General features: G+C 73.2%; 19 protein-coding genes and 1 riboswitch. Of the genes, 3 read left to right on the forward strand and 16 right to left on the reverse strand.

Annotated features, from left to right (window positions below; translation table 11 throughout):
- Nucleotides 1-9 precede the first annotated feature (9 nt).
- The 11 genes from ABD205_RS09310 to ABD205_RS09360 form a co-directional block, all read right to left on the reverse strand.
- Nucleotides 10-273, reverse strand: a complete 264-nt coding sequence (locus tag ABD205_RS09310; protein WP_344044518.1) for a phosphoribosyl-ATP diphosphatase — start codon at nt 271-273, stop codon at nt 10-12.
- Between the two features lie 45 nt (nt 274-318).
- Complete coding sequence (gene ribH, locus ABD205_RS09315; RefSeq protein ID WP_344044519.1) at nt 319-807, reverse strand: 6,7-dimethyl-8-ribityllumazine synthase; 489 nt, start codon at nt 805-807, stop codon at nt 319-321.
- Nucleotides 804-2,048 carry a bifunctional 3,4-dihydroxy-2-butanone-4-phosphate synthase/GTP cyclohydrolase II gene (locus tag ABD205_RS09320; RefSeq protein WP_344044520.1) on the reverse strand — a complete coding sequence of 415 codons (1,245 nt, stop codon included), beginning with the start codon at nt 2,046-2,048 and terminating at the stop codon, nt 804-806. The genes ribH and ABD205_RS09320 overlap by 4 nt, the downstream gene beginning before the upstream one ends.
- A complete protein-coding gene (locus tag ABD205_RS09325; RefSeq protein WP_344044521.1) occupies nt 2,045-2,647 on the reverse strand; it encodes a riboflavin synthase in 603 nt (200 codons plus the stop codon). The genes ABD205_RS09320 and ABD205_RS09325 overlap by 4 nt, the downstream gene beginning before the upstream one ends.
- Nucleotides 2,647-3,699, reverse strand: coding sequence for a bifunctional diaminohydroxyphosphoribosylaminopyrimidine deaminase/5-amino-6-(5-phosphoribosylamino)uracil reductase RibD (gene ribD, locus ABD205_RS09330; RefSeq protein WP_344044522.1), 1,053 nt, complete (start codon nt 3,697-3,699; stop codon nt 2,647-2,649). The genes ABD205_RS09325 and ribD overlap by 1 nt, the downstream gene beginning before the upstream one ends.
- A 118-nt stretch (nt 3,700-3,817) precedes the next feature.
- Nucleotides 3,818-3,964: riboswitch (FMN riboswitch) on the reverse strand.
- A 60-nt stretch (nt 3,965-4,024) separates the two neighbouring features.
- Nucleotides 4,025-4,489, reverse strand: a complete 465-nt coding sequence (locus tag ABD205_RS09335) for a hypothetical protein (RefSeq protein WP_344044523.1) — start codon at nt 4,487-4,489, stop codon at nt 4,025-4,027.
- 32 nt (nt 4,490-4,521) lie between these two features.
- Nucleotides 4,522-5,178, reverse strand: a complete 657-nt coding sequence (gene rpe / locus ABD205_RS09340) for a ribulose-phosphate 3-epimerase (protein ID WP_425573048.1) — start codon at nt 5,176-5,178, stop codon at nt 4,522-4,524.
- A gap of 19 nt (nt 5,179-5,197) precedes the next feature.
- Nucleotides 5,198-5,980, reverse strand: coding sequence for an isocitrate lyase/PEP mutase family protein (locus ABD205_RS09345; RefSeq protein WP_344044525.1), 783 nt, complete (start codon nt 5,978-5,980; stop codon nt 5,198-5,200).
- Nucleotides 5,981-6,028: 48 nt separating this feature from the next.
- Nucleotides 6,029-6,985 carry a non-homologous end-joining DNA ligase gene (gene ligD / locus ABD205_RS09350; RefSeq protein ID WP_344044526.1) on the reverse strand — a complete coding sequence of 319 codons (957 nt, stop codon included), beginning with the start codon at nt 6,983-6,985 and terminating at the stop codon, nt 6,029-6,031.
- A gap of 18 nt (nt 6,986-7,003) precedes the next feature.
- Complete coding sequence (locus tag ABD205_RS09355) at nt 7,004-7,822, reverse strand: MerR family transcriptional regulator (protein WP_344044527.1); 819 nt, start codon at nt 7,820-7,822, stop codon at nt 7,004-7,006.
- Nucleotides 7,823-7,867: 45 nt separating this feature from the next.
- Nucleotides 7,868-8,617, reverse strand: coding sequence for a DUF4328 domain-containing protein (locus ABD205_RS09360; protein WP_344044528.1), 750 nt, complete (start codon nt 8,615-8,617; stop codon nt 7,868-7,870).
- Between the two features lie 94 nt (nt 8,618-8,711).
- Here ABD205_RS09360 and ABD205_RS09365 point away from each other — a divergent pair, with 94 nt between their 5' ends.
- From ABD205_RS09365 to ABD205_RS09375, 3 genes are read left to right on the forward strand one after another with little or no spacing between them, the layout of a single operon-like run.
- Nucleotides 8,712-9,467: an AAA family ATPase gene (locus ABD205_RS09365; RefSeq protein ID WP_344044529.1), complete on the forward strand. Its 756-nt coding sequence runs from the start codon at nt 8,712-8,714 to the stop codon at nt 9,465-9,467.
- A 23-nt stretch (nt 9,468-9,490) separates the two neighbouring features.
- Nucleotides 9,491-10,012, forward strand: coding sequence for a SigE family RNA polymerase sigma factor (locus ABD205_RS09370; RefSeq protein ID WP_344044530.1), 522 nt, complete (start codon nt 9,491-9,493; stop codon nt 10,010-10,012).
- Nucleotides 10,009-10,770 (forward strand): hypothetical protein, encoded by a 762-nt coding sequence (locus tag ABD205_RS09375; RefSeq protein WP_344044531.1) that lies wholly within the window; start codon nt 10,009-10,011, stop codon nt 10,768-10,770. Before ABD205_RS09370 ends, ABD205_RS09375 begins: the two co-directional genes overlap by 4 nt.
- 4 nt (nt 10,771-10,774) lie before the next feature.
- On the opposite strand, the gene ABD205_RS09380 is transcribed toward ABD205_RS09375, so the two are convergent.
- The 5 genes from ABD205_RS09380 to ABD205_RS09400 are packed head-to-tail and all read right to left on the reverse strand — an operon-like array spanning nt 10,775 to nt 16,117.
- Complete coding sequence (locus ABD205_RS09380; RefSeq protein ID WP_344044532.1) at nt 10,775-12,163, reverse strand: RsmB/NOP family class I SAM-dependent RNA methyltransferase; 1,389 nt, start codon at nt 12,161-12,163, stop codon at nt 10,775-10,777.
- Nucleotides 12,156-12,566, reverse strand: coding sequence for an MmcQ/YjbR family DNA-binding protein (locus ABD205_RS09385; RefSeq protein ID WP_344044533.1), 411 nt, complete (start codon nt 12,564-12,566; stop codon nt 12,156-12,158). Before ABD205_RS09385 ends, ABD205_RS09380 begins: the two co-directional genes overlap by 8 nt.
- Nucleotides 12,563-13,492: a methionyl-tRNA formyltransferase gene (gene fmt / locus ABD205_RS09390; RefSeq protein WP_344044534.1), complete on the reverse strand. Its 930-nt coding sequence runs from the start codon at nt 13,490-13,492 to the stop codon at nt 12,563-12,565. The genes ABD205_RS09385 and fmt overlap by 4 nt, the downstream gene beginning before the upstream one ends.
- Nucleotides 13,492-14,052 carry a peptide deformylase gene (def, locus tag ABD205_RS09395; protein ID WP_344044535.1) on the reverse strand — a complete coding sequence of 187 codons (561 nt, stop codon included), beginning with the start codon at nt 14,050-14,052 and terminating at the stop codon, nt 13,492-13,494. Before def ends, fmt begins: the two co-directional genes overlap by 1 nt.
- Before the next feature lie 22 nt (nt 14,053-14,074).
- The gene (locus ABD205_RS09400; protein WP_344044536.1) at nt 14,075-16,117 is read right to left on the reverse strand and encodes a primosomal protein N'; all 2,043 of its coding nucleotides are present in this window, start codon (nt 16,115-16,117) and stop codon (nt 14,075-14,077) included.
- Between the last annotated feature and the right edge of the window lie 54 nt (nt 16,118-16,171).

Consider the following 16,171-nt stretch of genomic DNA (forward strand, 5'->3'; position numbering starts at 1 on the left):
GGTTCCCTCTCAGAGGTGTGCGTAGACGTCGTCGAGCTCGAGACCGGTCGCGAGCATCAGGACCTGGGCGTGGTACAGCAGCTGGCTGATCTCCAGCGCTGCCGCCTCCTTGCCCTCGTGCTCGGCCGCCATCCACGACTCGGCGGCCTCCTCGACCAGCTTCTTGCCGATCGCATGGACCCCGGCGTCGAGCTGAGCGACGGTGCCGGATCCCGCGGGTCGGCTGGCGGCCTTCTCGGAGAGCTCGGCCCACAGCTGCTCGAACGTCTTCACGGGGCAGAAGCCTAGGTGGTCCGGTCGCGGTGTCGCGCGTCGGTCTCAGGCCTGGAGCCTGCTGCGGATCCTCTTGAGCGTCAGGGCGGTCTGCAACGCGGCGGCGGCCGCCTCGTAGCCCTTGTCCTCGCTCGAGCCCTCGAGGCCCGCGCGGTCGAGCGCCTGGGCCTCATCATCGCAGGTGAGGACCCCGAACCCGACGGCCACGGTGTGGTCCAGAGCGACGCGGGTGAGCCCGTCGGTCGCGGCGCTGCAGACGTAGTCGAAGTGCGGCGTGCCGCCCCTGATCACGACGCCGAGCGCGACGACCGCGTCGAAGCCCTGCTGGGCGAGCGCGCCCGCCACGACCGGGAGCTCGAACGTCCCCGGCACGCGGGTGACGACCGGCGCCTCGATCCGATGGTCGGCGAACGCGCGCTGGGCGCCGGCGATCAGTCCGTCCATGACCTGCTCGTGCCAGCTCGCCGCGACCAGCGCCACCCGGAGGTCGTGGCAGTCGATGGCCTTGGTCTGGGGCGCTCCTGCACCACTCACTGCACAGCTCCTAGGTCGAGGTCGGGCAGGACGTGTCCCATCCTGTCGCGCTTGGTCATCAGATAGGCGATGTTGTGGTCGTTCGGGCGTGGCGTGAGCGGCACCCGCTCCACCACGCGCACGCCGTACTCCTCGAGCTCGGTGACCTTGCCCGGGTTGTTCGTGAGCAGTCGCACCGCGTCGACACCGAGGTCCCGGAGGATCTGGCTGGCCGCCGCGTAGTGCCGCGCGTCGGCGGGGAGGCCGAGGTCGAGGTTGGCGTCGACGGTGTCGCGACCGCCGTCCTGCAGCTGGTAGGCCTGCAGCTTCGCGACCAGGCCGATCCCCCGGCCCTCGTGTCCGCGCAGGTAGACGACGACGCCACGGCCCTCCTCGACGACGCGTCGCAGGCTCTCCTCGAGCTGCGGGCCGCAGTCGCAGCGCCGACTGCCGAAGACGTCACCGGTGAGGCACTCCGAGTGCACGCGGGTGAGCACGGGAGACTCCCCCGACACGTCCCCGTGCACCAGTGCGACGTGCTCGGAGCCGTCGAAGGCGATCCGGAAGCCGTACGCCGTGAAGTCGCCGTACGCCGTCGGAAGCCGCGTCTCGGCGGCCCGCTCGACGAGCACGTCGTGCCGGCGTCGGTAGGTCACGAGCTGCTCGATGGAGATCATCGCCAGGCCGTGCTCGTCGGCGAACTCGCGCAGCTGGGGCGCACGCTTCATGGTGCCGTCGTCGTTGACGACCTCCACCAGCACGCCCGCCTCCTCCAGCCCGGCCAGCCGGGCCAGGTCGACGGCGGCCTCGGTGTGGCCACGGCGCACCAGCACCCCGCCGTCGCGGTAGCGCAGCGGGAAGACATGTCCCGGCCGGGTCAGGTCCTGCGGCGTGGTCGCGGTGTCCGCGAGGAGCCGGGCGGTGCGCGCGCGGTCGGCCGCCGAGATGCCGGTGCTCACGCCGTCGCGGGCGTCGACGCTGATGGTGTACGCCGTCCGGTGCCGGTCGGTGTTGTGCGGTGTCATCAGCGGGATCTCGAGTCGGTCCAGCAGACGGCCGGCCATCGGGACGCAGATGACCCCGCTGCTGTGCCGGATGGTGAACGCCATCAGCTCGGGAGTCGCCAGGCTCGCGGCGAAGACGATGTCGCCCTCGTTCTCCCGGCTCTCGTCGTCGACGACGACGACCGCTCGTCCGGCGGCGATGTCGGCGACGGCCCGCTCGACCGGATCGAGCCTGACTCCGTCGTGCTGGCCGCTCATCGGGCTCCCCCTGCCTGGCCGAGGAGCCGCTCGACGTGCTTGGCGATGATGTCCGTCTCGAGGTTGACCACGTCGCCGGCGACCTTGCGGCCCAGCGTCGTGCGGGCCAGGGTCTCCGGGATGAGGCTGACGGTGAAGCTCTCCTCCCCCGCGCTCACCACGGTGAGGCTGACGCCGTCGACCGCGATCGACCCCTTGTCGACGACGTAGCGGGCCAGCTCCGCCGGCACGCTGATCTCGACGACCTCCCAGTGCTCGCTGGGCGTCCGGCCGAGGATCCGGCCGACCCCGTCGACGTGACCCTGGACGATGTGACCACCGAGCCGCGTCTGCGGGGTGACGGCCCGCTCCAGGTTGACGACGTCCCCGGGCGCGACGCCACGCAGCGACGTCTTGTCGAGCGTCTCCTGCATGACATCGGCCGTCCAGGTGTCGCCCGTGGTGTCGGTCACGGTCAGGCAGCAGCCGTTGACGGCGATCGAGTCGCCGTGCTTGACGTCCTCGAGCACGGCGCTGGCCGCGATGGTGAGCCGGAGCGCGTCGCCCTGGTCCTCCAGCGCGACCACGGTGCCGAGCTCCTCGACGATCCCGGTGAACATCAGCGATCCCCTTCGATGGTGGACGGTGTCATGGTGAGCCGGACGTTGGGCTCCTCGCCGTCGACGCCCGGCAGGACGGTCACGTCGGCGACGGTCGGCCGGAGGGCGTCGCCGATCGTGGCGATCCCGAGGTCGGCGACGGCGTTGCGGCCGGAGCCGAGCAGCATCGGTGCGACGTAGGCGACGATCTCGTCGACGAGGCCGGCGCGGAGGAAGGCGGCCGCGAGCGTCGGGCCACCCTCGAGGAAGACGTGGCGACGATCCCTGACCCACAGCTCCTTGAGCGCCTGGTGCGGATCGCGGGTGCGCAGGTGCAGGGTCTCGGCGCGGTCGTTGAAGACGCGCTTGCCGGTCGGGAGGTCCCGCAGGCCCATGACGACGCGGAGGGGCTGGACGCCGACAGGCCGGTCGCGCTCGTCGCGGACCGTCAGCTCGGGGTCGTCGACCGCGACGGTGTTGGTGCCGACGAGCATCGTGTCGGCGAGAGCGCGGAGCCGGTGGGTGTCCCGCCGCGCGGCTGTCGAGGAGACCCAGCGGCTGCTGCCGTCGGCGGCCGCGCTGCGGCCGTCGAGCGTGCTCGCGAACTTCCAGGTCACGAAAGGGCGCTGCAGCTCGGTCGCTCGCGTCCAGACGGCGTTGAGGGCGCGCGCCTCGTCGGCGAGGAGGCCGCCCTCGACCTCGACGCCCGCGGCCCGCAGCCGCTCCGCGCCCCCGGCGGCGACCGGGTTGGGGTCGGCCTGCGCGTGCACGACGCGGCGTACGCCGGCGGCGATCAGTGCCTCGGAGCACGGGCCTGTGCGTCCGGTGTGGTTGCACGGCTCGAGCGTCACGACCGCGGTCGCGCCACGGGCCGCCGACCCGGCCAGGGCGAGCGCGTCGGCCTCGGCGTGCGGGGTGCCGGCGCCGCGATGGTGGCCCTCGGCGAGGATCGACCCGTCGGGCGCGAGCAGGACGCAGCCGACGCGTGGGTTCGGCCACAACGGGGCGTCAGGGCTGGCCGCGAGCTCGAGCGCGCGCCGCATCGTCGCGCGCTCCAGGCTGCGCTGCGACATCGTCTGCGTGGCTGCCTCGGCCAAAGGAAAAGGCCCCTTCATGGTCCGGTCGCGGACCCTGGGGCCTGACAGTGTGCTCGCCGTCGGAGCCTCCCGAGGAAGGGTCCGACGAGGGCATCTGCGTGCGCTTCCCATCCGGACTTTCACCGTCGGTCCAGGATTCACACCTGGTCAACCGATGGCTGGCTGCCATCGGGTCGCGGACTTCTGAGCCTTCGGCCCAGTCACCGCCGGTTCGGAATTACACCGACCCCAGAGCACGCGAGTTGTTCACTCGTCAACGACGATGATAGCCCCGGTGTCCATGCCACGGGCCGGGCGTCCGTCAGGTGGCCGCCGTCGTCGCCGCGGCCGCCTCGGAGCTGGCGCGCTGCCGGGCGACGTACCCGACCCAGAGCAGCAGGACCACGTCCACCAGCGGGACGTCCGGCCCGACGTCGAGCGCGGGCCGGTCCGTCGCCCAACCGGCCGAGGTGAGACCTCCGATCGCACCGCCGTCCCGGTCGACGACCAGGCGGCTGGCGAACAGGCTGCCTCGGCGGACCCGGTAGGTGGCGGCCTCCCCGTCGACCGTCCACACGGGCGAGAGCCACCCGCTGCAGGCCGCGGCCACGCGCTCGGCGCCGTCGGGCCCGGTCGACACGATGCGCTTGTGCCCGTGCGCTCGGAAGGACCACGTGCCTTCGTCGGTCGTGACCGTCGCCCGCTCGCGCCAGAACGCCTTGGCGGCACGACCGACGGGCTCTCCGTCCCGGAGAAGGACCCCGCGGCCGCCCCACTCGTAGCGCACGGGGTCACTCTAGGGGTCGGTGTGCGAGGCCCCTAGGATGCCGCGGCCTCGGCCTTCGCCCGCAGCGCGGCGACCATCGCGTCGGGGTCGTCGGCCGAGTAGACCGCCGAGCCCGCGACGAACACGTCGGCGCCGGCCTGCGCACAGCGCTCGATCGTCTCGAGGCTGACCCCGCCGTCGACCTGCAGCCACACGTCTCCGCCGTGCCGGGCGATGAGCTCGCGCGTCCGCCGGATCTTGGGGAGGCACAGGTCGAGGAACTTCTGCCCCCCGAAGCCCGGCTCGACCGTCATCACGAGCACCATGTCGAGCTCGGGCAGCAGGTCGGCGTACGGCTCGATCGGCGTCGCCGGCTTGAGCGCCATGCTGGCCCGGGCGCCCTGTGCGCGGATCTCTCGCGCGAGACGGACCGGAGCCGCGGCCGCCTCGACGTGGAAGGTGACGCTGCCGGCGCCCGCCTCCGCATAGCCCGGCGCCCACCGGTCGGGGTCCGCGATCATCAGGTGAGCGTCGAGCGGCAGGTCGGTGGCCTTGCTGAGCGCCTCCACCATGGTCGGGCCGAAGGTCAGGTTGGGCACGAAGTGGTTGTCCATGACGTCGACGTGCACCCAGTCGGCGCCGGCGATACGGGCGACCTCGGCGCCGAGGTCGGCGAAGTCGGCGTTGAGGATGCTCGGCGTGATCTGGATGTGGCCCACGCCGCAGATCCTAGGGTCGGTCGGCGAAGGCCCGCCCGGCGGCGTGCCGTCCGGCACCGGCGCCGCCCCAGTAGCCGTAGGTCCCCTGCTCGAGCAGCTCCCGCCCCGCGGCGGCCAGGGCGCCGTACGCCGCGAACGCGAGTGCACCTCCCGTGGAGACGCGCGCGACGCCCAGCCCGGCGAGGCGTGCGACGGGCGGTGCCTCGGCGAAGGCCAGGACGTTGACCGGCCGGTCGACCGAGCCCACGACGGCACGGATCTGATCCTCGGTCACCGCGCCGGGCGCGAAGAGGACCGGTGCTCCGGCCTCCTGGAACCGCTGCAGCCGGGTCAGGGTGTCGCCCAGGTCGCCACCGTGCAGCAGGTTCTCGGCGCGGGCTGTGATGACGAAGTCGTCACCTGCCGCCTCGACCGCGGCGGCGACCCGCTCCGTCGCGAGCCCGATGTCGTAGACGGCGGTGCCGCTGAAGTCCTCCACCGAGCAGCCGGCAAGGCCGGCGGCCCTGGCGAGGGTCACCGTCTCCGCGACGCCGGCGGGATCGTCGGCGAAGCACTGCTCGAGATCGGCGGAGACCGGGACGTCGACGGCGGCGGCGATCGCGGCGGCATGCCCGATCGCCTCGTCGCGCGTCACCGACCCGTCCGGTCGGCCGAGGGTCGCCGCGAAGCCGCTGCTGGTCGTCGCCAGCGCCCGGGCGCCGAGCGAGACGAGGATGCGCGCCGAGCCGATGTCCCACGGGTTCGGCATCAGCAGCGGGTCACCGGGGCGGTGCAGGTCGAGGAAGGCGCTCATGGCGCCATCCTGCCTCCGACCGGGGACAGCCAGGGACAGCCAGGACCGTCAGTCCTCCGGCTCGGGAGGCACCTCGTCGCCGGCCCGCTCGTCGCGCTCGGCCCATTCCAGCAGCGGCGCGATGTCGAAGACGTGGTCGTCGATGTCCGCGTGCAGGTCACCGACCTTCGCGAACCGCTCGGGCACGGTCAGGACGGTGAAGTCGTTGGGGTGCACCTCCGTCACCTCGGCCCAGGTGACCGGCGTGGAGACACGGGCCTCCGGGACGCCTCGGACGGAGTACGCGGACGCGATGGTGTGGTCGCGGGTGTTCTGGTTGTAGTCCACGAACAGGTGGGCCGGATCGCGGTCCTTGCGCCACCACGCCGTGGTCACGTCCTCCGGTGCGCGGCGCTCGACCTCGCGAGCGAACGCGAGCGCCGCCCGGCGTACGTCGGAGAAGCCGCGGGCGGGCGGGATCCGGACGTAGACGTGCAGCCCCTTGCCGCCGCTCGTCTTCGGGAAGCCGACCGCGCCCAGGTCGTCGAGCACCTCGTGGACGACGCCCGCGACGCGCTGCACGGTCTCCCACGGGCACTCCGGACCGGGGTCGAGGTCGATGCGCCACTCGTCGGGCTTCTCGGTGTCCTCCCGCCGGCTGTTCCACGGGTGGAACTCCACCGTCGACATCTGGACCGCCCAGATCACCGAGCCCAGCTCGGTGACGCAGAGCTCGTCGGCGGTGCGCTTCCAGCGCGGGAAGAACAGCCGGACCGTCTCCACCCAGTCGGGGGCGCCTGCCGGCAGGCGCTTCTGGTGGACCTTCTCGCCGTCGAGCCCCTTCGGGAAGCGGTGCAACATGCAGGGCCGCTCGAAGAGCGCGTTCACGATGCCCGGGCCGACCGCGAGGTAGTACTCCACGAGGTCCAGCTTGGTCAGGCCGAGCCGCGGGAAGTAGACCCGCTCGGGGTTGGTCACCTTGACGACGCGGTCGTCGACGTCGATCTCGACGAAAGGGCTCGCCATGGTGCCGAGGGTAGTGGGCTACGGGATCGGCAGCGTGTCGATGTCGTCCGCCACGATCTTGCGGTCCTCCGGATCGCTGATGCCCTCGAGCAGCGTCAGTGCCCGGTCACGCACATCGCGCGCCGTCTCCAGGTCGCCCGCGACCGCAAGCGCACGGGCCAGACCCTCGTGCGTGCTGGCGAGCAGCCAGTCGTCCACGCCGGGACGTGCCGCGAGCTCGAGCGCCCGCTCGGAGTGGAACAACGCGGGCTCGGCACGCCCGAGGGTCGAGTAGACGCGGGCGACCTGCCACTCGCCGATCGCACGGTGCTGGTCGTCCCCGACCCCCTCCCAGTGCAGCCGTGAGGCGTGCGCGGTGTGGATCATCAGCAGATCGTCCTCAGGGGTGCGACCCTCCTTCTCCAGCAGCGTCCACGTGTCGTTGAACAGCTGGACCGCCAGCGCCCGCTGGTCGGTCGGCAAGGTCGGGGTCGCGTCATCCGTCGCCATCGTCACTCCTCGCTCGTCGTGCATCAGGTGGTCGAGTGCGTGCAGCGCCCCGTGGACCCGGTCGGACCTCGCCTGCAGGACGATCCGATGCCGTTCCAGGATGGGCCGGGCGTCGTCCCCCGCGAGCACGGCACGCACCGCGTCGAGTGGCATCTCCAGGGCCCGTAGCCGCGCGATCAGGCGGGCGGTGCGCAGCTGCACCTCGTCGTACCAGCGGTAACCGTCGTCCGACACCGCGGCCGGGACGAGCAGGCCGAGGCGGTCGTAGTGCCGCAGCGCCTTCGTGGTCAGGCCGGTACGCCGGGCGACCTCGCCCACCGAGAGCATCCCGCTCGTCCGCACACCCACGCCGTGAACGCTAGGCCGTTGCCGCGGGGAAAGGTCAACGGTCGATCAGTACGTCGCCGTCACGGCGGACGCCGCAGCGGCCTGGTCGCGGCTCACCGCGCGGGTGATGACGAACCAGAGGAAAGCGGCGGCCACCGCCGAGAGGGCTGCGACGGCCTGGACGCCGAGTGCGACGGACCCGATGTCGTGGATCGTCGCCGGGCTGGAGTCGGCGGTGACAAAGCTGTTGAAGTGATTGCTGAGGCTCTGGAAGACCAGGAAGGCGGTCCACCACCAGCCGACGGGAAGTCGGCCGGCGGGTCGGGTCGCCCGGATGATGTCGCGCACGACCTGGTACGGGAACCACAGGCTCACGACCGGGCAGACCCAGCCACCCCACACCCAGCCGATGCTGCGACGGTGCGGGGCCCCGGGAGCGATCGCCTCCGCGTTGCGTCGCATACCGACGAGCCACATCGCGGTCAGGATCCAGGCGAGCAGCAGGACAGGGAACATGAGGGCCCCCACCGTGTCGAAGGCCGTCCAGACGAGCGACGGATCGTCCCCGCGTCGGGCCGCATCCTCGAAGGCGTCGTACGCCGGCCCGACCAGCGGCACCGACAGCACCTGCAGGGCGGTGACGAGGCCGACGGCCACCAGGCTGAGGGTGCCGAGCAGGTGGCGCGCGTCGTAGGTCCAGCGCGGCTGGACGGGGGCGAGCGGCGCGAGGTGAGCGGTCCACGCGATGCCGTCCCAGTACCGCAGGCGCTGCTGGGGAGCCTCGGGGTCGGGGTACCAGTTGGCCGGGTGGGACACAGCATCTCCTGACGGGTGTGGACGGGCGCCTGTCTCCGGCGTCGCCGCAGTTTAAAGACGCGGAGCGTCGGTGCGCGCGCTTATCCTCGGGCTCGTGGACTTCGACCAGCCGCCCGTGGTCAGGGTCGCGGCCCGCGCGGACCACGGTCTCCCGCCGACGGCGTGGCCGCGGACGATCCCGGCGGTCGAGCAGATCCTCGGCGAGGGTCTGTCCCTGCCGAAGGGCGTGACGTTCCTCGTCGGGGAGAACGGGTCCGGCAAGTCGACCATCGTCGAGGCCGTGGCCATGGCCTTCGGTCTCAACCGCGAGGGCGGCACCGCACAGAGCCGGCACTCGACCCGAGAGTCGGAGTCCCCGCTCGTCGGGGCACTGCGGCTCCAGCGCGGTCTGGGCTCGAGCCGCTGGGGCTTCTTCCTGCGGGCCGAGACGATGCACGGCTGGTACACCTACCTCGAGCAGAACCCACCGCCCGACTCGAGCCGCCTGCGCGACCCGGTGTTCCACGAGATGAGCCACGGCGAGTCGTTCCTCGCCGTGCTCCGCCGCCGCTTCGACTCCCCCGGGTTCTACTGCCTCGACGAGCCGGAGGCGGCGCTGTCCTTCTCCTCGACCCTCGGCCTCATCGCCGCACTGCACGACGTCGTCGCCACCGGTGGCCAGGTGTTGTGCGCGACGCACTCGCCCGTGCTGGCGGCCATGCCGGGGGCGACGATCCTGGAGGTCGGACCCTGGGGCCTGAGGCGGGCGACCTGGGACGAGCTCGACCTCGTCGGTCACTGGCGCGCCTACCTGGCCGAGCCGCACCGCTACCTGCGACACGTCATCGACGAGGACGTGTCACGCGGATGAGGGGTCGAGGCGTCATAGATGATGTGAAGAGGAACCACACGGATCCGTCCGGCGGATTCGCTGACTTCGTCCGGGCGACAGGCACCCAGCTGCACCGCGCGGCGCTGCTGCTGACCGGCGACCACCACCTCGCCGAGGACCTGACCCAGGCGACGTACGCCAAGGTGTTCGCCTCCTGGCGGCGGGTGAACGCGACCGACAACCCGCTCGCCTACGCCCGCACGACGCTGCTCAACACGTTCCTCTCCCATCGACGGCTGCGCCGCAACAGCGAGCAGCCGTTCGATCTGACCGTGGGCCCCGAGCTCGAGGCTCCGGGGCTCGACCACGCCACCCGCCTGGACGTGTTGGCGGCGTTGGCGGTCCTGCCGGCGCTCGACCGCACCGTGGTCGTGCTCCGCTACTGGGAGGACCGCAGCGTGGCCGACACCGCGATCGATCTCGGGATGACGGAGGCGGCCGTCCGCACCCGGGCGCGGCGCGCGCTCCAGCGGCTGCGCCCGCTCCTCGACCACACCGACCTCTCCGAGAGGACCCTGTCATGAACGACCTCGACCTGGGCACCGCGCTGCACGACCGCGTCGCCGACGTCCACCCCGACCTCGACCGCCTCGTCACGGCCTCGATGAGGGCCGGCACCCGCATCCGCCTGCGCCGCCGGATCGGCGTGTCGATCGCTGCCGCCGCCGGCGTCGCGGCGGTCGCCGCGGGGGCGGCACTGATCGCACCGGGCGGAGACCCGCAGCCGCTCGACGGTGGCATCGCCAGCGAGCCGACCGCCTCCGCCGTCCCCCTCGTCGCCGGAGCGAACCTCACCACCCCGCAGGGCACGACGGTCCGGGTCGAGCTCGCATCGAAGTTCCAGCTGAGCGGCGAGATGCTGTCCAGCCCGCCCGCCGGCACGACGGCGACGTTCGCGCTCGTCCTCCAGGAGGGTTTCGTCGGCGGCGACCTCTCGTGGCTCACGACGACCTATCCCGGTCAGATCGTGGCGACCGCCGGCGCACCCGGCGGTCTGGTCGACCGCGCCCCGGTCACGGTGACCGTCGCCGGGTGGACGTGCGAGTGGGCGTTGGCCGACGACAAGGCCGCCTGCACCTCGGACGGGGGTCACGTCGCCAGCCTCGTCGTCCGACCGGCGAACGAGCGCGCCTCCTGGCTCGCGAACGCCGACAAGGGCGCCACTCCGGACGTCTACACGACGCAGACCCGCGGCACGATCTTCGTCACCGTCCAGGGCGGTCAGGGCACGACGAACGCCGAGATCCAGTCACTCGGCAAGACCCTGCGCTGGGTCCACTGAGCCGTCAGGGCCGACGCAACAGCGCCATGAACATGGCGTCGGTCCCGTGCCGGTGCGGCCAGAGCTGGACCGTGCCAGGCAGGGGGCCGTCGGCATCGGCCACGTCGGCCACGGTCCCCGCCACCGGCTCCAGCCGGATCGCCGGCTGCTCGGCGAGGACAGCCTCGACGACGTCCCGCGTCTCGGCGAGCACGGGCGAGCACGTGGCGTAGAGCACCACGCCGCCGGGCCGGACCAGGCGCAGGGCACTGCCGAGCAGCGCGCGCTGCAGCGGGACCAGACCGTCGAGGTCCTCGGGTCGACGACGCCAACGGGCCTCCGGCCGACGACGGAGTGCGCCGAGGCCGCTGCACGGCGCGTCCACGAGCACACGGTCGAACGCGCCCTCGCGGAACGCGGGCCGGGTCCCGTCGGCCGCGACCACGCCCACCGTGCCCGGGACGGGTCGGCCGGTCCCCGGATCGGTCAGGTTGCGGCGTACGAGCGCGGCACGGTGGGGCTGCGCCTCGTTGGCGACGAGGACGGCGCCCCGCTCGGCGGCGAGCGCGGCCAGCAGCGCCGACTTGCCGCCGGGGCCGGCGCAGAGGTCCAGCCAGAGCTCGTCGCGCCCCTCCAGCGGAGCCTCCGCTGCGGCGATCGCCACGAGCTGCGAGCCCTCGTCCTGGACGCCGGCGCGGCCCTCGGCGACGGCCGGCACGGCGCCGGGGTCGCCCGAGTCCAGCACGACGGCGTACGGCGACAGTCCGGTCGCCGACCCGCCCAGCTCCTCGGGCGTGGCCCGGCCCGGACGCGCGACGAGGGTGACCTTCGGCGGTGCGTTGTCGGCCTCCAGCAGTGCCTCGACCTCGTCCTCGCCGACCGCCTCGGTGAGAGCGTCCACGACCCACCGAGGGTGACTGAACGCGACGGTCCGGAACCCGCCCGGGTCCGCCGGTGCGAGCCGCCGCACCCAGGTCGCCAGGTCCGTCTCGCCGATGCGCCGCATCACCGCGTTGGCGAAGCCCGCGGCCCCGGGGCCGGCCTGGGACCGGACCAGGTCGACCGTCGTGCTGACCGCGGCGTGCGTCGCGACCCGCATCCCGAGGAGCTGATGGGCCCCGAGGCGGAGCGCGTCGCGGACCTTCGGGTGCGGTGAGCGGTCGACGCAGGCGTCGATCACCGCGTCGTAGGTGAGCTGCCCGCGGACCGTGCCGGACACGAGCGCGGTCGTGAAGGCGGCGTCGCGGCCGGTCAGCCCGGCGCGACGCAAGAGCACCGGGAGGACCAGGTTGACGTAGGCGTCCTCGGTGCGGACCCGGGTGAGCACCTCGAAGGCGATGTCGCGGGCGGGGTCCACGCGGGCGCGTCGGGGCGGCCGTCCGCCCGGGCCGCGGCGCTTGCGAGGGTCAGCCATCGATCTGCTTCACCAGCTTCTTGGGGGCGACGGCACGCCAGGCGTCCTCGATCACCTCACGCAGCTCCTCGACCGACATCTCACCGAGCCGCGACTCCTGGACGAGCACGGCGTTGTAGCCGTTGAAGTGCGGGATCGTGAAGAACGGCAGCTCCTCGTCGGCCACCAGCGCCAGCTTGTCGGCCTCGGTCGGCGTGCGGACCACCAGCAGGTCGTCGTACATCTCTCCGGTCGTGGGGTCGATCGCCGTCTTGTGCGGTGCGCGGTAGAGCACGAAACCGCGGCCCTTGTCGCCGCGCGGCACGAGGTACGTCGGTCGGTCGCCCCAGCTGATGCCGAGCTCGACCTCCGGCAGCGACAGGCAGATCTCGCCGATGTCGTCGGGCGTGGCTGGTCTCGTCACGGTCCGACGGTAGTCCCCGGCGGCACGTCCGCGCCCCGGGCCCAGTCCGCCGCCGCCATCTCCTTCTTGCCGAACGGCCGGACCAGGCCGAGCCGCACCGGCACCGTCGCCGTCCCGGCGTGCACCGAGCGCTTGGTGACGCGAAGCTCGCCCGGAGCCAGCGGCGCCTCGTCGGGGTCGGGCGTGACCGGGCCGAGCTTGAGCCGCTCCCCCGCGAACGTCGTCCACGCGCCCGGGGCCGGCGTGCAGGCCCTGATGCGGCGGTCGACCGCGGCCGCCGGCTCCGTCCAGTCGACGCGGGCGTCCTCGACGGTGATCTTCGGCGCGAGCGTGATGTCGTCGCCCACCTGCTCGCGCGCCTCCAGCGAGCCGTCGTCGATGCCGTCCAGCGTGGCGACCACGAGCTGCGCTCCTCCGTCGGCCAGTCGGCCCAGCAGGTCGCCGGAGGTGTCCGTCGGGCGCACCCGCTCGGTCATCACGCCGTAGGTGGGGCCCGCGTCGAGCGCCCGGACGATCCGGAACGTGGTCGCGCCGCTGAACTCGTCGCCGGCCCAGATCGCGTGCTGCACCGGGGCGGCGCCGCGCCAGTGCGGCAGCAGGGAGAAGTGCAGGTTGACCCAGCCGTGGGTGGGGATCTCGAGCGCACTGGTCGGGAGCAGCGCGCCGTAGGCGACGACGGCGACACAGTCGAGCTCGAGGGCCTTCAGCCGGTCCTGGAACTCCGGGTCGCGCGGGTGCTCCGGCTTGAGCACCGGGATGCCGAGCTCCTCGGCCCGCTGTGCGACCGGGCTCGCGACCAGGCGACGACCGCGCCCGGCCGGCGCGTCGGGGCGGGTGATCACGGCGACCAGCTCGTGGCGGGACTCCGCGATGGCGTTCAGGGTCGGCAGGGCGACGTCGGGGGTGCCGGCGAATGCGAGGCGCATCAGATAGCGAACCCGCGCGTCGCATGCGGCGACACCTTGACGGTCGGCGCCGTGCCTGAGTTCAGGGCAAGGCCGAACCAGTCCGACTCGCGGATCTCACGCATCGCCGCCTTGCGGGCAGCCTCGTCGAGCCGGTCGATGAAGAGCACCCCGTCGAGGTGGTCGGTCTCGTGCTGGATCGCCCGGGCGAGGAGCTCGGATCCCTCGATGAGCACCGGGTCGCCGTACATGTTGAACCCGCGGGCGACGACCGACAGGGCACGCCGGCAGTCGTACTTGAGGCCGGGGATCGAGAGGCAGCCCTCGTCGCCGTCCTGGGTCTCGTCGGACAGGGTCAGGTCCGGGTTGACGAGGTGGCCGACCTCGCCGTCGACGTACCAGGTGAAGACGCGCAGCCCCACGCCGATCTGCGGCGCGGCCAGGCCGGCCCCGGGCGCCTCGAGCATGGTGTCGGTGAGGTCCTCGACGAGCCGTCGCAGCTCCTTGTCGAAGTCCGTCACCGGCTGGGCCTTCTGCCGCAGGACCGGGTCGCCGAACAGACGGATGGGCTGGAGAGGCATGGTGGCAATCCTAGAGAGTCGCCTACAGGGTCGGCGGATCCACCTCGACCCGCACGGGGTCGAGCTTGCGCGCGGAGCGCAGCCGCTGCAGCTCGAGGAGGGCGCGGGAGAGCGCCGGGCCCTCCGGGCGCGGCACGCGTACGACGGCGCGCCACTGGTCCTCGCCCACCGGGACCGGCCCGAGCACCTCCGCGCTGGCCGGCGCCGCGAGCAGCGTCAGCGCGTCGTCCAGAGCGCCCGGGTCCCCGCTGATGGTGGCCAGCCGTGACGCCGGCGGCAGGTGCGCCTCCGCCCGTTGGGCGGACTCGCGGCGGGCGAACCCGGGCTGGTCCCAGCGCACGAGTGCCTGCAGGGCGGGGTGGGCGGGATCGCCGACGACGACCGCTCGACCGCCGGGTCCGGCGAGTGCGATGGCGTCGCTCCACCGTCGCAGCGCCTCCTCCTCGGTGCGCAGGTCGGGTCGGCCGAGCAGCAGCCAGGTGTCGAGCAGCACCACCGCGGCGTACCCCTCCGCCGCGACGGGCTCAGCGCCGGGCGTCGCGACGACGATCGCGGGACCGGCCGGGACGGTGCTCAGCACCCGCTCGCCACTGGAGGTCAGCACGCGCACACCGGGGAACGTGCGGCCGAGCTCCTCCGCGGTGCGGGCGTCGCCGAGGACCGGAGCGCGCAGTCCCCGATGCGCGCACACCGGGCAGGCCCACTGGGCGGCCTCGGTGCCGCACCAGCCACACGCCGGGGGCGTCGTCTGGCCGGTGAGCCGAAGCGGACCCGTGCACACGGCACACCGTGCAGGCGTCCGGCAGCGCTCGCAGGCGAGCGCGGCCGCATAGCCGCGGCGCGGAGTCTGCACGAGCACCGGCCCGTCGGGCAGCGCCGCCCGGATCGCCGCGTGCACCTCCCGCGGCACGCGCGAGGCACGGGTGAGCGGGTCGCGGTCGAGGTCGATGTCGCTCGACCCGGCGATGTTCACCTGCACACGCTGGCGCGCGAGGGCGCGGGTCGGCGCGATCTCCTGTGCCCAGCCGGACCGCAGGAGCTGGTCGGCCTCGACGGTGCGCGCGAACCCTCCGACCAGTGCCGCCGCACCCTCCCGCTCCGCCCGGAGGAGGAGCGTCTCCCGCGCGTGCGGGTACGGCGCCCGCGGCTCTGCGAGCATGTCGTCGCCGTCATCCCAGATCGCCACGAGCCCCAGGTCGCGGACCGGCGCGAACGCGGCCGCGCGCGTGCCGATCGCGACCCGGACCGCACCGCGACTGATGGCCAGGAAGGACCGGTAACGGGCGGCCGGGCCGCTGTCCGCCGTGAGGGTCGCGTGCTGCCCTGCCCCGAGGACCGCGTCGAGCGCGGCGGAGAGGCGGGCGACGTCCTTCCCGTCCGGGACGCAGACGACGGCACCCCGACCGCTCGCGAGGGTCGTCGCCACCACGTGGGCGAGCAGGAGCGCCCAGTCCGTGCCGGCCGCCGCGTGCCAGACCGCCCGCGGTGATCCGCCCGAGCCGAGATGGCGCAGGAACGCCTCCGCCGGCTCGTGGCCCGCCCAGGCACCGGCCACGGTCACCGGGTCGGGCGCGACGGGCTGCCCCGGATCGGCCGAGGCCTCCTTCTCCACCGCGGCATGGCGCGGTGGCACCGCGAGGCGCAGGACGTCGGAGCGGGTGCCGGCATACCTCTCCGCCAGCGCGGCAGCGAGGCCTGCGACCGTCGGGACGAGGACCGGCTCGGGGCTGACCACCCGCTTCAGCGGGGACAGCCTCCCCTCGTGGTCCGAGGCCTCCAGTCGCGCGAGCACGAAGCCGTCGACGTCCTGTCCGGCGAAGCGCACCTTCACGCGGGTGCCCGGTGTGGCGTCGCCGGCCATGCTCGCCGGGACGGCGTAGTCGAAGTCCCTGTCGAGATGCGCGGGCTGGAGGTCGAGCAGCACCCGAGCGACGGGCAGGTGGTCGGTGATCTCGGCCTCGGCCTGTTTGCGGGCACGGGTCGCGCGGGCCTTCGCGCGGCCCTCGGCCACCTTGTCGCGGACGAGACCGGGCAGCTCGAGTGCCGGGGGCTCGTCAGCGGTCATGCGCGCAGTTCTACCAGCGGACTCCGACCAAATGCCGAGTCGGCGCATCCTCGC

Source organism: Nocardioides panacihumi, assembly GCF_039530925.1.
In the GTDB taxonomy this organism is placed as follows: domain Bacteria; phylum Actinomycetota; class Actinomycetes; order Propionibacteriales; family Nocardioidaceae; genus Nocardioides; species Nocardioides panacihumi.

Excerpts from the sequence above, each read along its gene's own strand:
- ABD205_RS09320 (WP_344044520.1), bottom strand. The coding sequence starts at position 2,048 with ATGAGCGGCCAGCACGACGGAGTCAGGCTCGATCCGGTCGAGCGGGCC.
- ABD205_RS09325 (WP_344044521.1), bottom strand. The coding sequence starts at position 2,647 with ATGTTCACCGGGATCGTCGAGGAGCTCGGCACCGTGGTCGCGCTGGAG.
- ribD (WP_344044522.1), bottom strand. The coding sequence starts at position 3,699 with ATGTCGCAGCGCAGCCTGGAGCGCGCGACGATGCGGCGCGCGCTCGAG.
- ABD205_RS09345 (WP_344044525.1), bottom strand. The coding sequence starts at position 5,980 with ATGAGCGCCTTCCTCGACCTGCACCGCCCCGGTGACCCGCTGCTGATG.
- ligD (WP_344044526.1), bottom strand. The coding sequence starts at position 6,985 with ATGGCGAGCCCTTTCGTCGAGATCGACGTCGACGACCGCGTCGTCAAG.
- ABD205_RS09375 (WP_344044531.1), top strand. The coding sequence starts at position 10,009 with ATGAACGACCTCGACCTGGGCACCGCGCTGCACGACCGCGTCGCCGAC.
- ABD205_RS09380 (WP_344044532.1), bottom strand. The coding sequence starts at position 12,163 with ATGGCTGACCCTCGCAAGCGCCGCGGCCCGGGCGGACGGCCGCCCCGA.
- fmt (WP_344044534.1), bottom strand. The coding sequence starts at position 13,492 with ATGCGCCTCGCATTCGCCGGCACCCCCGACGTCGCCCTGCCGACCCTG.
- def (WP_344044535.1), bottom strand. The coding sequence starts at position 14,052 with ATGCCTCTCCAGCCCATCCGTCTGTTCGGCGACCCGGTCCTGCGGCAG.
- ABD205_RS09400 (WP_344044536.1), bottom strand. The coding sequence starts at position 16,117 with ATGACCGCTGACGAGCCCCCGGCACTCGAGCTGCCCGGTCTCGTCCGC.